Below are 12,514 nucleotides of genomic sequence, written 5' to 3'. Positions count from 1 at the left end.
GGCGGCGGCGTGGGTCAGCCGCCGGCGACGGCGGCGGGCACGATCTCCACGGAGTCCACCCGCTCGCGCACCACCGGGTCGGCGGCGAGGGCCTGGCTGGCCCGCGCCACGGCCGCCTGCGCGGCCGGCCGGGTCACCGCGGCGCGGACGGCGAGGACCACGCGCAGCTCGGCGCCGGTGCCGCGCTCGAGCCGGACGCCCACCAGCTCGGTCACCCCGCGCAGCGCGGCGGCCACCACCCCGGGCAGGTCGGGGTCGGCCCAGGACGGGGTCCACGGCTGCTGCTTCGCGACGGCCCAGACGGCCGGGCGCGGGACGAGGACCGGTGCGGGGTCCCCGGGGTCCAGGACGAGGAGGGAGTCGGACTCCCCGACCGCGGCGAGCGCGGCCCGCGTGCCCTCCACGGGCACCGGCCGGGCGCCGTCGTCCCAGCGCTGCAGGGCGGGCACCGAGGAGAAGACCGGCACCGCGCTGCGGCCGTCCGGGGTGCGGACGGACACCAGGGCGGCCGAGGCCATCGCGTCCCCGGACCGGTCCCCGCTCCGGAACCGGTGCGGGTCGTGCTCGCGGACCCGGCCGCCGTCGTCGGTGCCGGGGTGCTCGTGGGCGAGGACCGGGACCAGGACCCGGGTGGTGCGCAGCGCCTCGACGACGGCGGGCAGCCGCTCGGGCTCGGCCAGCGCCAGCGCCGCGGCCATGGCGGGCTGGCAGGCGCCGTCGTCCCCGGCGAAGGGGTTGGCGCGCAGGGTACGGCCGGCCCACGGCTGCCCGGCGGAGTCGGTGGCGGTCACGGCCGCCCGGCCACGTCGAGGGCCTCGGCGAGGGTGAACGCGCCGGAGTACAGCGCCTTGCCGACGATGACGCCCTCCACGCCGATGCCGGTGAGCTCGCGCAGCGCCTGGATGTCGCCGAGGTTCGCGACCCCGCCGGAGGCGACGACGGGGGCGTCGGTGCGCGCGCAGACCTCCTGGAGCAGGTCGACGTTGGGTCCGCGCAGGGTGCCGTCCTTGGTGACGTCGGTCAGCACGTACCGCGCGCAGCCGTCGGCGTCGAGCCGGGCCAGGACCTCCCACAGGTCCCCGCCCTCCCGGGTCCAGCCGCGGGCGGCCAGGGTGGTGCCGCGCACGTCCAGGCCGACGGCGATCCGCTCGCCGTGGCGGGCGATGGCCCGGGCGGTCCACGCCGGGTCCTCCAGCGCGGCGGTGCCGAGGTTGACCCGGGCGGCGCCGGTGCCCAGGGCGCGGGCGAGGCTCTCGTCGTCGCGGATGCCGCCGGAGAGCTCGACGTCGACGTCGAGGTCGGCGACGATGCCGGCCAGCAGCTCGTGGTTGGACCCGCGGCCGAAGGCGGCGTCGAGGTCGACGAGGTGGATCCACTCGGCGCCCTCGCCGACGAAGGCGCGGGCGGCGTCGGCCGGGCTGCCGTAGGTGGTCGCGGTGCCGGCCGCGCCCTGGAACAGGCGCACGGCCTGGCCGCCCACGACGTCGACGGCCGGCAGCAGCGTCAGGCGGGGGGTGGTCATCGGTCCTCCGGTCACAGGCTGGTCAGCCAGTTGTGCAGCAGCTGGGCGCCGGCGTCGCCGGACTTCTCGGGGTGGAACTGGGTGGCAGCGAGCGGGCCGTCCTCCACGGCCGCGACGAACGGGGCGCCGTGCTCGGCCCAGGTGGCCAGGGGGGCGGTGGCCTCGGTGGGGCGGCCGCCGTCCGCCGGGGCGCGGTCGGCCGGGGCACGGTCACCGTCGGCGAGGGCACCGGCCTCGCGGCCGCCGTCGGCCGGGGCTCGGTCGCCGTCGGCGGCACGAGCGGCGCCGCCGGCGGGGTCGGTGAGGACGCCGTAGGAGTGGACGAAGTAGAACCGTTCGTCGGCGAGGCCGGCGAACAGCACGCTGCCGGCCGGCGCCCGCACCGGCGACCAGCCCATGTGCGGCACGACGGGGGCGGGGAGCCGGACGACGTCGCCGGGCCAGCGGGCCAGGCCCGGGGTCTGGGTGCCGTGCTCCTGGCCGGTGCTGAACATGACCTGCATGCCCACGCAGATGCCGAGGACCGGGCGGCCGGCGGCGAGGCGCCGCTCGACCAGGGCGTCCCCGCCCACCGCCCGGAGCTGGTCCATGACGGCGGCGAAGGCACCGACGCCGGGCACCACCAGCCCGTCGGCGGCGTCGACGGCGCGGGGGTCGGCGGTGAGCGCGACGTCGGCGCCGACGCGCTCCAGGGCGCGGACGGCGGAGCGGACGTTGCCCGAGCCGTAGTCGAGGACGACGACGCGGGTCACGGCCCCTCCCCCGGTACCGCGCGGCGACGGCGGCCGGCCGTCACGGCTTGCGGCGGCGCAGGCCGCGGCCGAACATCCGCGCGGCCTTCCACCGGGGCAGGTCGGCCGCGCGCTGGAAGCCGCGCACGTCGGCGGGCCGGGTCCGGCCCAGGATGAGGTCCTCCACCACCTGGTCGGCGCTGGCGACGAGGAGGCCGGCGGGCACGTCGCCGGCCGGCTCGCCGGCGACGTAGCGGCGGGCGCTGACGTGCCCGGACAGGCCGGACTCGATGCCGACGTCGGTGGCCAGGTCGGCGACGACGAGGACGACCCCGGCCCGGGCCAGCCGGGACAGGGTGGCCGCGAGCTCCTCGGCCTGCGGCGGGAAGCCGCCCTCGTCCCCGCCGAGCAGCTCGCTGACGTCCCAGTCCGCGGCGGCCGCCGGGGCGGGGACCTCCAGGGTGGCGACGGCGCCCGAGGCGCTCGGCAGCACCCCGACGTCGATGCCGGACATGGCGCACAGGCCGGCCAGGGCGGGGGCGGAGGCGACCGGGGTGAGCACGAGGGCGAGCCGGCCGGGCGCGTCCGGGGCGTCCGCCGCCGGGGCGGGCGCGGCGCCGGCGTCCCCGTCCAGGGCCTGGAGCATCCGCTCGACGTCGGCCTCGGTCAGCGGGGCGTCGTCCGGGCGGTCGGCGGGGCCGGGCTCCTCGGGCCCGCCCGGCAGCCCGGGCCCGCCGCTCACAGCGCCCCCTTGGTGGAGGGCACGCCCTCGACCCGCGGGTCCGGCGCCACCGCGGCGCGCAGCGCCCGGGCCAGCGCCTTGAACTGGGCCTCGACGATGTGGTGCGGGTCGCGGCCGGCCAGCACCCGCACGTGCAGGCAGATGGCGGCGTGGTGGGCGAGGGACTCGAGCACGTGCCGGGTCAGGGAGCCGGTGAAGTGCCCGCCGATGAGGTGGTACTCCTGCCCCGCCGGCTCCCCAGAGTGGACCAGGTAGGGCCGGCCGGAGACGTCCACCACCGCCTGGGCGAGGGCCTCGTCCAGCGGGACGAGGGCGTCGCCGAACCGGGAGATGCCGCGCTTGTCCCCCAGCGCCTGCCGCAGCGCCTGCCCCAGGCAGATGGCGACGTCCTCCACGGTGTGGTGCACGTCGACGTCGGTGTCGCCGGTGGCCTGCACGGTCAGGTCGATCAGGGAGTGCTTGCCCAGCGCGGTGAGCATGTGGTCGTAGAACGGGACGGTGGTGGCGACGTCGGTGCGGCCGGTGCCGTCCAGGTCGAGCTCGACCAGCACGTCGGACTCGGCGGTCTTGCGCGTGACCCGGGCGGTCCGCCCGCCCGCTGCCTGCAGCGTCACCAGCAGAGCACCTCCTCCAGGGCCGCCCGGAAGGCGGCCGTCTCCGCCGGGGTGCCGACCGACACCCGCAGCCATCCCTCGGGACCCACCTCACGGATGAGGACCCCGCGCGCGAGCAGACCATCCCACACCGCCCGCCGGTCGTCGAACACGCCGAACAGGACGAAGTTGGCGTCGGAGTCGGCGACCCGCAGGCCGTGCTCGCGCAGCCAGGTCACCAGGGCGTCCCGCTCCGCGCGCAGCGACGCCACCTGCGCCATGAGCTCGTCCCGGTGGCTCAGGGCGGCCAGCGCGGCGGCCTGGGTGAGGGCGGAGAGGTGGTAGGGCAGGCGGACCACGCGCAGGTGGTCCACCAGCGCCGGCGCGGCGGCCAGGTAGCCCAGCCGCAGCCCGGCCATCCCGAAGGCCTTGGACATGGTCCGGGCGACGGCGAGGTGCGGGTGGCGGTCCAGCAGGGCCAGCGCGCTGGGGGTGCCGGCGCGGCGGAACTCGCCGTAGGCCTCGTCCACCACCACGACGGCGGCCGTGGCCGCGCCGTCCTCGGCGGCCGGCCCGCCGGTGGCCGCGGCGGCGCAGATCGCCTCCACCGTCTGCAGCGGCAGCGCGGTGCCGGTGGGGTTGTTCGGGCTGGCCAGCAGGATCACGGCCGGCCGGTGGGCGGCGATCTGCTCCCGGGCGTGGTCGACGTCGACGGTGAAGTCCGGCTCCCGGCGGCCGGCGACCCAGCCGGTGAGGGTGTCCCGGGCGTACTCGGGGTACATCGAGTAGGTGGGCGCGAAGGACAGCACCGTGCGCCCGGGCCCGCCGAACGCCTGGAGCAGGTGGAGCATGACCTCGTTGGAGCCGTTGGCGGCCCAGACCTGCTCGGGGGCCAGGGACACCCCGGACTCCACCTGCAGGTACTCGGCCAGCTCGCTGCGCAGCCGGGGGAAGTCGCGGTCCGGGTAGCGGTTGAGGCCGCGGGCGGCGTCGGCGACGGCGGCGGTGATGTCCGCGACGACGGCCTCGGAAGGCGGGTAGGGGTTCTCGTTGACGTTGAGCAGCACCGGGACGTCGAGCTGGGGGGCGCCGTAGGGCGTCAGGCCTGCCAGGTCGGGGCGCAGCGGCAGGCGGACGGCCGCGACGGGGGTCTGGGCGGGGGTGGCCACACCGGAAGTCTAGGCGCCGCCGCTCCCGCCCCCGCCGGCCGCCGGGGGATCACGTTCCGTGACACGGGCCACCGCGTCCTCCGGCGGCGCCGGTGACCCCGGCCCTCCTGTGCGCAAGGAGTCCGGTGCCGGCTGCCCACACCGGGGTCAGTGGCACCGGTGGCCCCGGCCTCAGCCGCGCCGGTGGCCGACGGCGAAGACCCGGCGGAAGGGCAGCGGGACCCCCATCGGGGTGCGGGGGTAGGCGGCGGCCAGCGCGGTCGCGTAGCGCGCCAGCAGCTCTGCCTCCCGCTCGGCGGGCAGCCGGCCGAGGACCGGCCGCAGGCCGGTGCCGCGCATCCACTCGAGCACGGGGTGCGCCAGCTCCCCGGCGGGGTCGAGGAGGTGCAGGTAGGTGGTCTCCCAGGCGTCGATGTCGCAGCCGGCCGCGTGCAGCGCCGCCGCGTAGTCGACGGGGTCCCCAGGGACGCGGCCGCCGAGCAGCCGGACCGTCAGCTCCGGCCCCTCGGGGAGCTCGGCGACCAGGTCGCGCAGAATCGTGTGGTTGGGCGCGTCGGCGTTGCCGGGCACGTGCAGCCCGAACCAGCCGCCGGGCGCCAGGGCGTCGACCCAGCGCGGGATCAGGTCGAGGTGGCCGGGCACCCACTGCAGGACGGCGTTGCTGACGACGACGTCCGGCCGGCCGGGCGGCTCCCAGTCGGTGATGTCGGCCTCGACCCACTCCACCCGGCTCTCGCCGTCGGCCCGGCGGGCCCGCTCGAGCATCTGCGGCGAGGAGTCCACGCCGACGACCCGGGCCCTCGGCCAGCGCTCGGCGAGCGGACGGGTGGACCCGCCGGTGCCGCAGCCGAGGTCGACCACGAGGGCGGGTTCCTCGGCCCGGACGCGGGCGAGCAGGTCCGTCACCGGCCGCGCCCGGGCTTCGGCGAACTGCTCGTAGGCGGCGGCGTCCCAGGTGATCGTCATGCCCGTGCCCCATCGTCCGGAAAGCGACTCGGCGCCAAGGGTGCCACGGCCGGGCCGGGTCAGACGTGGTGCCGCGCGGGCTCCGCGCGCCAGGGCCGACAGCGCCGCTCGCGTCATCAGGACCGTCCACAGGCGCCGCCGGCCGTGGGCAGATGTGGGCGACGTGCGGCAGGCTCGACCGAGCACCAGGGCAGCACCAGCGGAGCGACGAGGAGCGTGGCGTGAGCCGGACCGACGAGCAGCAGCAGCAAGCCACCCCGGACGAGCAGCAGCAAGCCGCCCTGCGGGACCGGGCCGAGGCGGCGCTGCGCGCCCTGGTGGGCCGCGACGACGCCGTCCTGCGGGAGGACCAGTGGACCGCCGTCGAGGCCCTGGTCGCCGGCCGGCGCCGGGCCCTCGTCGTCGAGCGCACCGGCTGGGGGAAGTCGGCCGTCTACTTCGTCGCCACCGCGCTGCTGCGCGAGGGCGGGGCCGGCCGGCCGCCGGCCGGCCCGACGGTGATCATCTCCCCGCTGCTGGCGCTCATGCGGGACCAGGTGGCCGCCGCCGGACGGGCCGGCATCCGCGCGGTGACGATCAACTCGGCGAACGTAACCGAGTGGGAGGAGATCCACGCCGCGATCGCGGCCGGCGCCGTCGACGTCCTGCTCTGCTCGCCCGAGCGGCTGAACAACCCCGCCTTCCGGGACGAGGTCCTCCCCCGGCTGGCCGCGACGGCGGGCCTGGTGGTGGTGGACGAGGCGCACTGCATCTCGGACTGGGGCCACGACTTCCGCCCGGACTACCGCCGGATCCGCACCCTGCTCGGGGAGCTGCCGCCCGGCATCCCGGTGCTGGCCACGACGGCGACGGCGAACGCCCGGGTGAGCGCCGACGTCGCCGAGCAGCTCGGCGTCGGCCAGTCCGGCAGCGAGGTGCTCGTGCTGCGCGGGTCCCTGGACCGGCCCTCGCTGCACCTGGCGGTGCTGGGCCTGCCCGACCAGCCGAGCCGGGTCGCCTGGCTGGGCGAGCAGCTCGGCCGGTACGCCGGCTCCGGGATCGTCTACACCCTCACCGTCGCCGCGGCGCAGGAGGTCGCCGAGCAGCTGCGCGCCGCGGGCCACGAGGTCCGCGCCTACACCGGGCAGAGCGACCCGGCCGAGCGTGAGCAGCTCGAGGCCGACCTGAAGGAGAACCGGGTCAAGGCGCTGGTCGCCACCTCCGCGCTCGGCATGGGCTTCGACAAGCCCGACCTGGCCTTCGTCATCCACCTCGGCGCGCCCTCCTCGCCGATCGCCTACTACCAGCAGGTCGGCCGGGCCGGGCGGGCGGTGGACCGGGCCGACGTCGTGCTCCTGCCCGGCCGGGAGGACCAGGACATCTGGGCCTACTTCGGCTCCCTCGCCTTCCCGGGCGAGGCGGCCGTGCGGGCCACGCTCGCCGCGCTCGCCGACGGCGGCCCGCTGTCCACCGCCCGGCTGGAGACCCAGGTGGACCTGCGCCGCAACCGGCTGGAGACGATGCTCAAGGTCCTCGACGTCGACGGCGCGGTCCGGCGGGTCCGCGGCGGGTGGGAGGCGACCGGGGCGCCGTGGACCTACGACGGCGAGCGGTACGCCCGGGTCGCGGCGGCCCGGGAGGCGGAGCAGCGCGCGATGCTGGCCTACGCCCGGCTGCCCACGGGGGCCTGCCGGATGGCCTACCTGCGCGACCAGCTCGACGACCCCGAGCTCACGCCGGGCTGGCGGTGCGGGCGGTGCGACCTGTGCGGCGGGCTCGCCCTGGACGCCGGCGTGGACGCCGCCGCCCTCGCCCGGGCCCGGGCCGCGCTCGACCGGCCGGGTGTGGCGGTGGCCGCGCGGCGGCAGTGGCCCACCGGCATGGACGCCCTCGGCGTGCCGCTGCGCGGGAAGATCACCGAGGACGAGCGGGCCGAGGAGGGCCGCGCGGTCGGCCGGCTGGACGGCCTGGGCTGGTCGGTGCCGCTGCGCGCCCTCTTCGAGCCGGCCCGCGGCGCGGCCCCCGACCCCGGACCCGGCTCTGGCCCGGGCAAGCACGACCCGATCGCGGAACCGTCGCCGCCGGAACCGGCCCCGCCGGACGCTGCACAGCGGCGGGCCGCCCAGGGCCCCGGCGCGGAGGCGGTCCACGGCGCGGACGGGCTGCTCCCGATGGCGCTGCGCCGCCCGGTCCAGGAGGTGCTCACCGACTGGGCCCGGGAGATCGGCGCCGGCGGCGGGCAGGTCGACGGCGTCGTCGCCGTCGGCTCCGCCACCCGGCCGCGGCTCGTGCGCCACCTGGCCCAGGGGGTGGGCACCATCCTCGGCGTCCCCGTCGTGGGCGCCGTCGCGCCGGACCCGCAGCTCCCGCCCCGCCGGCACGACGTCAACTCCGCCCAGCGGCTGGCCGCGGTGCACCGCCGGCTGCGGCTCGAGCTCGGCGAGGCCGCCCTGGCCGGCCTGCCCGGCCGGACGGTGGTGCTGGTAGACGACTTCACCGACTCCGGCTGGACGCTGGCCGTGGCCGCCCGGCTGCTCCGGCAGGCCGGGGCGGCGTCGGTCTACCCGTTCGTCCTGGCGCAGCGGTGAGTGGCCCGATGACGGTGCGCATCTCCCTCCTCGACCGGTCCCGCACCCGGGCCGGAGAGGAACCTGCGGCGGCGCTCCGGGCGACTGTGGAGCGCGCGCAGCGGGCCGAGGCGCTCGGGCTGCACCGGTTCTGGGTGGCCGAGCACCATGCAGTGCCCGGTATCGCCAGCGGCAGCCCGCCCGTGCTGATGGCCGCCGTCGCGGCCCGCACCAGTCGGATCCGGGTCGGGTCGGGCGGGGTGATGCTGCCCAACCACCGTCCGCTGGTCGTCGCGGAGCAGGCGCGGATGCTCGCCGCCCTGCACCCGGGCCGGATCGACCTCGGTATCGGCCGCTCGCTGGGGTTTACCGCGCCGGTGCGCGCGGCGCTCGGCGTGAGCAGCTACCCGCCCGACCGGTTCGGCCGGGACCTCGCCGCGCTGCGCGACCTCCTCGACGACCGGGGCCCCGTGACCGCCCAGCCCAGCGGGACGCCCCGGCCGCCCCTGTTCGTCCTGGCCACCGGGGCCGGGCTGGCCGTGGCCGCGGAGCTGGGGCTGCCCGTCGTCGTCGGCGGCCCGGCCCTGCGCGGGGACCTCGCCGCGCTGGCCGACTACCGGGCCCGCTTCCGGCCCACGACCGCGCAGCCGGAGCCGTACGTGGTCATCAGCCTGGACGTCATGGTGGCCGCGACCGCCGAGCGCGCCCGCGACCTGCTGCTGCCCGAGGCGTGGGCGACGGCGGAGTCCCGCACCACGGGGGCGTTCGGGCCGCTGCGAGCCGAGCCGCCCGACCGGCTCACCGACCGGCAGCGACGCGCGGTCGAGCGGCAGCTGGACCTCGCCGCGCACGGCACGGCCGGGCAGGTCCGCGCCGAGCTCGGCGACCTCGTCGCCCGCACCGGCGCCGCGGAGGTGCTCGCCTCGACCTCGACCTACGACCGGGCGGCCCTCGCCGAGGCCGACGCGGCGCTGGCGGACCTGGTCTGACACCCGCCGTCCCGGCCCGGGCCGTGGGACCGGCCGCCGTCGTCCGGGACGTGCCGGCTCAGGCGCGCGGCACGTACGTCAGCCGCACGAGCGGCAGCCGCTCCCCGACCTCCGGCCCAGCCTCGGCACCCACGAGGTCGCCCAGGCCGAGCACCGGGGCGAGGAACCGGGCGCGCAGCGGGTGCGCGTCGCGGTAGCGGGTGAGGTAGTCGGCGACCTGCTCCGCGGGCAGGATCTGCGCGATCGCCCGCCGGCCGGCGGTCATGCCGCGCCAGACCCGCACGCGCGGGTCGGCCTCGATGTTGCGGAACCACTGCGCGCGCCGGCCGTACCCGGCTGCCACGAGGACCGACGTCGCGTCGGCGTCGAGCGACTCCAGGACGACGTACCGCAAATGCCCGCTCCGGCGGCCGCGGTGCTCGACCATGACGAAGACGCCGCCGAAGACCCAGCCGAACCCGGCCCGGAACACCGCGACGGGCGTCCGGGCCAGCCTCCGGGGGATCCGGCGGACCATCACTGGACCATCACTGGAACCGCGCGTCGACCGCCTCGGCGTGGGCCGGCAGGTCCTCGGACGTGGCGAGCGCCCGCAGCGGGTCGGCCAGGGACTTCAGGGCCGCCTCGTCGTACTCGATGACCTGGACGGACCTGATGAAGGCTGTGACGTTGAGCCCGCTGGCGAACCGCGCGGTCCCGCCGGTGGGCAGGACGTGGTTGGAGCCGGCGAGGTAGTCCCCGAGCGGGACCGGGGAGTACGGGCCGACGAAGATGGCGCCGGCGTTGCGGATCCGGTCGGCGACGGCGGCGGCGTCCGCCGTCTGGACCTCGAGGTGCTCGGCGCCGTAGGCGTCGGCGACGGCGACCGCCTGGTTGAGGTCGGTGACCAGGACGGTCCCGGACTGCGGGCCGGTCAGGGCGGTGCGCATCCGCTCGGCGTGCTTCGTCGTCGGCACGCGGGCGGCGATCTCGGCGTCGACGGCGTCGGCCAGCTCGGCGGAGTCGGTGATGAGCACGGAGGCCGCGGCCGGGTCGTGCTCGGCCTGCGACATGAGGTCCACGGCCACGTGCACCGGGTCCGCGGTGGCGTCGGCCAGCACGGCGATCTCGGTGGTGCCCGCCTCGGCGTCGATGCCCACGGTGCCCATGACGGCCCGCTTGGCGGCGGCGACGTAGACGTTGCCCGGCCCGGTGACGACGTCGACCGGCTCGCACAGGACGTCGCCGGTGCCCCCGGCCGCGGCGGCGTCGGCCCGGTCGGTCTCGTTCTCGACGTGCGCCCCGTAGGCGAACATCGCCACGGCCTGGGCCCCGCCGACGGCGTAGATCTCCGCGACGCCGAGCAGGGCGCACGCGGCGAGGATGACCGGGTGGGGCAGCCCGCCAAGCTCCCGCTGCGGCGGGGAGGCCACCGCGAGCTGCTCGACGCCGGCGACCTGTGCGGCCACGACGTTCATCACCACGCTCGAGGGGTACACGGCGAGCCCGCCCGGCACGTACAGGCCCACCCGGCGCACGGGGACCCACCGCTGGTGCACCACCCCGCCGCCGGTGATCTCGGTGCTCCTCTCACGGGGCAGCTGGGCGGCGTGCCCGGCCCGGTTGTGGGCGATCGCGATCTCCAGGGCCGCGCGCACCTCCGGGTTCAGCCGGTCGAGGGCGTCGGCCAGCGCCTCGGCGGGGACGCGCAGGTGCTCGGGGCGGACGCCGTCGAACCGGCCGCCGAGGTCGCGCAGCGCGGCAGCGCCCCGCTCGCGCACGTCGGCGAGGACGGGCCGGATCTGCTCGAGCGCGCTCTCGACGTCGAGCGCGGCGCGCGGCAGGGTGGCCGCGAGCTGCACCGGGCTGAGGGTCTGTCCGCGCAGGTCGATCCGCTTGAGCACGGCGCCGAGTCTAGGTCCGCGGCGCCGCACCCTCCCGGGCCGTCTCGCCTGGCACCATCGGGGCATGCGCGCCGACGACGTCCCCACCGTGCCCACCCAGGGCACCATCCGGCTGGGCCAGTTCCTCAAGCTCGCGAACCTGGCGGAGTCCGGCGCGCAGGCCCGCGAGCTGGTGGCGGGCGGCGAGGTGAGCGTGGACGGGGAGGTCGAGACCCGGCGGGGCCGTCAGCTCGACCGCGGCGCGGTTGTCACCGTGGACCTACCCGCCGGCCCGCTCTCCGCCCGAGTGGGCTAGGTACCGTGCAACGGCCACGCACGGCACCCACCACCCACTCTTACACCACCCAATCAATATGCCGGTACCACGGTGCCTACCGACCCTTCGCCGTCCTCTTCGGGCTCCACTCCGACGAAGTGTCCTGCTCGGCCGCAAGCACGCTTGCGTTCGCCGTCCTCGGAGTCACGCTGACCAATCGCCGCTGAGTCCAGGTCCGCGCCCGTTCAAGCCGTCCCGGGGACCGTGTGGGAGCGCACCAGAGGGAGGTCCCGGACGGGAGCAGGCTGGTGTCGGAGCCGTCCACGGCGAGCGCTCCTGACAGAACGAGAGCCATCTCGTAAAGCAAGTACCGCGGCCACGTCTGTTATCGGTATCGAACACCGCCGGTCATATCGCGCCGGCCCAAGCAGAGTCAACATGGACGGGTGAACATCCTATGACCGTCACCTCTCTCACGTAGCGTGGCACGTCGTGTGGGGACGCTATGCGGAGAAGTTCCGACGCCTAATTCGCGAGGGCGTAGACCTCGGGACGGAAGCGCGCTTCATCGACATGCTGCTGCCCAGAGCCAGCACGATCCTGGATGTCGGCTGCGGGACCGGCAGCACAGTGGCGCACCTGCGCGCGGCCGGCCACCGTGCGTTCGGTATCGACCCCGACCGATCGGTCCTGACCGTTGCACTCGAGAACTTTGAGGGCGTCTGGTATCGACGGGGCAGCGCCGCGGACCTCACTGAACCATGGTTGTCGGCACACCGGCTCCCGGCCACCTACGACGCGGTGACGCTCCTCGGCAACGTCGTGGCCTTCCTGCCCTCCGGGTCAGCGGAGGACCTCGCGACCCGAGTCGCGTCCATGCTCCGGCCGGGAGGGGTCCTCGTCGTCGGCACCACCACCACGGCGAGCGGCGGAGTCACCATCAACGATCTTGACCGGGCCACGCAGGACGCCAGCCTGGTTCTCCGGCACCGCTTCGCGGACTGGCACCTCACGCCGCATCACGACTCGCCCTGGTCGGTGTCCGTGTACCAGAACCCGAGCGGCGCCCTGCCCTTCGCCTCCCCCGACGGAATCTTCGTGCTCCCTGACTGACTCT

13 protein-coding genes are annotated in these 12,514 nt (G+C 76.7%); 4 read left to right on the top strand and 9 right to left on the bottom strand.

The window, feature by feature from the left end:
* Positions 1-14: 14 nt before the first annotated feature.
* From MF406_RS07245 to MF406_RS07215, 7 genes are all read right to left on the bottom strand, one after another.
* Positions 15-791 carry an SseB family protein gene (locus MF406_RS07245; RefSeq protein ID WP_242897270.1) on the bottom strand — a complete coding sequence of 259 codons (777 nt, stop codon included), beginning with the start codon at positions 789-791 and terminating at the stop codon, positions 15-17.
* On the bottom strand, positions 788-1,522 hold the full coding sequence (gene priA / locus MF406_RS07240; protein WP_242897269.1) for a bifunctional 1-(5-phosphoribosyl)-5-((5-phosphoribosylamino)methylideneamino)imidazole-4-carboxamide isomerase/phosphoribosylanthranilate isomerase PriA: 735 nt from the start codon (positions 1,520-1,522) through the stop codon (positions 788-790). The genes MF406_RS07245 and priA overlap by 4 nt, the downstream gene beginning before the upstream one ends.
* Before the next feature lie 11 nt (positions 1,523-1,533).
* The gene (gene hisH / locus MF406_RS07235) at positions 1,534-2,274 is read right to left on the bottom strand and encodes an imidazole glycerol phosphate synthase subunit HisH (RefSeq protein WP_242897268.1); all 741 of its coding nucleotides are present in this window, start codon (positions 2,272-2,274) and stop codon (positions 1,534-1,536) included.
* A 40-nt stretch (positions 2,275-2,314) separates the two neighbouring features.
* The gene (locus MF406_RS07230; protein WP_242897267.1) at positions 2,315-2,995 is read right to left on the bottom strand and encodes a hypothetical protein; all 681 of its coding nucleotides are present in this window, start codon (positions 2,993-2,995) and stop codon (positions 2,315-2,317) included.
* Positions 2,992-3,609, bottom strand: coding sequence for an imidazoleglycerol-phosphate dehydratase HisB (gene hisB, locus MF406_RS07225; RefSeq protein WP_242897266.1), 618 nt, complete (start codon positions 3,607-3,609; stop codon positions 2,992-2,994). The genes MF406_RS07230 and hisB overlap by 4 nt, the downstream gene beginning before the upstream one ends.
* The gene (locus MF406_RS07220) at positions 3,606-4,757 is read right to left on the bottom strand and encodes a histidinol-phosphate transaminase (RefSeq protein ID WP_242897265.1); all 1,152 of its coding nucleotides are present in this window, start codon (positions 4,755-4,757) and stop codon (positions 3,606-3,608) included. Before MF406_RS07220 ends, hisB begins: the two co-directional genes overlap by 4 nt.
* A 171-nt stretch (positions 4,758-4,928) precedes the next feature.
* Positions 4,929-5,723: a methyltransferase domain-containing protein gene (locus MF406_RS07215; RefSeq protein ID WP_242897264.1), complete on the bottom strand. Its 795-nt coding sequence runs from the start codon at positions 5,721-5,723 to the stop codon at positions 4,929-4,931.
* Between the two features lie 152 nt (positions 5,724-5,875).
* On the opposite strand from MF406_RS07215, the gene MF406_RS07210 reads away from it, so the two are divergent.
* On the top strand, positions 5,876-8,290 hold the full coding sequence (locus MF406_RS07210; RefSeq protein ID WP_371744627.1) for a RecQ family ATP-dependent DNA helicase: 2,415 nt from the start codon (positions 5,876-5,878) through the stop codon (positions 8,288-8,290).
* Between the two features lie 8 nt (positions 8,291-8,298).
* Positions 8,299-9,258, top strand: a complete 960-nt coding sequence (locus MF406_RS07205; protein ID WP_371744626.1) for an MsnO8 family LLM class oxidoreductase — start codon at positions 8,299-8,301, stop codon at positions 9,256-9,258.
* Positions 9,259-9,316: 58 nt separating this feature from the next.
* Here MF406_RS07205 and MF406_RS07200 read toward each other — a convergent pair whose 3' ends face one another.
* Entirely contained in the window at positions 9,317-9,775 is a 459-nt protein-coding gene (locus MF406_RS07200) for a nitroreductase family deazaflavin-dependent oxidoreductase (protein WP_242897262.1), read from the bottom strand.
* Between the two features lie 10 nt (positions 9,776-9,785).
* Positions 9,786-11,141, bottom strand: a complete 1,356-nt coding sequence (gene hisD, locus MF406_RS07195) for a histidinol dehydrogenase (protein WP_242897261.1) — start codon at positions 11,139-11,141, stop codon at positions 9,786-9,788.
* Between the two features lie 64 nt (positions 11,142-11,205).
* On the opposite strand from hisD, the gene MF406_RS07190 reads away from it, so the two are divergent.
* Positions 11,206-11,436 (top strand): RNA-binding S4 domain-containing protein, encoded by a 231-nt coding sequence (locus tag MF406_RS07190; RefSeq protein WP_242897260.1) that lies wholly within the window; start codon positions 11,206-11,208, stop codon positions 11,434-11,436.
* Between the two features lie 453 nt (positions 11,437-11,889).
* Complete coding sequence (locus tag MF406_RS07185) at positions 11,890-12,510, top strand: bifunctional 2-polyprenyl-6-hydroxyphenol methylase/3-demethylubiquinol 3-O-methyltransferase UbiG (RefSeq protein ID WP_242897259.1); 621 nt, start codon at positions 11,890-11,892, stop codon at positions 12,508-12,510.
* Positions 12,511-12,514: the final 4 nt, after the last annotated feature.

The organism is Georgenia sp. TF02-10, from assembly GCF_022759505.1.
In the GTDB taxonomy this organism is placed as follows: domain Bacteria; phylum Actinomycetota; class Actinomycetes; order Actinomycetales; family Actinomycetaceae; genus TF02-10.
This window is presented reverse-complemented; position numbering and strand designations above follow the sequence as displayed.

What these genes read in the sequence shown, in the direction of transcription:
- MF406_RS07200 (WP_242897262.1), bottom strand. Translation starts at nt 9,775, where the DNA reads ATGGTCCGCCGGATCCCCCGGAGGCTGGCCCGGACGCCCGTCGCGGTG.
- MF406_RS07205 (WP_371744626.1), top strand. Translation starts at nt 8,299, where the DNA reads ATGACGGTGCGCATCTCCCTCCTCGACCGGTCCCGCACCCGGGCCGGA.
- MF406_RS07210 (WP_371744627.1), top strand. Translation starts at nt 5,876, where the DNA reads ATGTGGGCGACGTGCGGCAGGCTCGACCGAGCACCAGGGCAGCACCAG.
- MF406_RS07190 (WP_242897260.1), top strand. Translation starts at nt 11,206, where the DNA reads ATGCGCGCCGACGACGTCCCCACCGTGCCCACCCAGGGCACCATCCGG.
- MF406_RS07215 (WP_242897264.1), bottom strand. Translation starts at nt 5,723, where the DNA reads ATGACGATCACCTGGGACGCCGCCGCCTACGAGCAGTTCGCCGAAGCC.
- priA (WP_242897269.1), bottom strand. Translation starts at nt 1,522, where the DNA reads ATGACCACCCCCCGCCTGACGCTGCTGCCGGCCGTCGACGTCGTGGGC.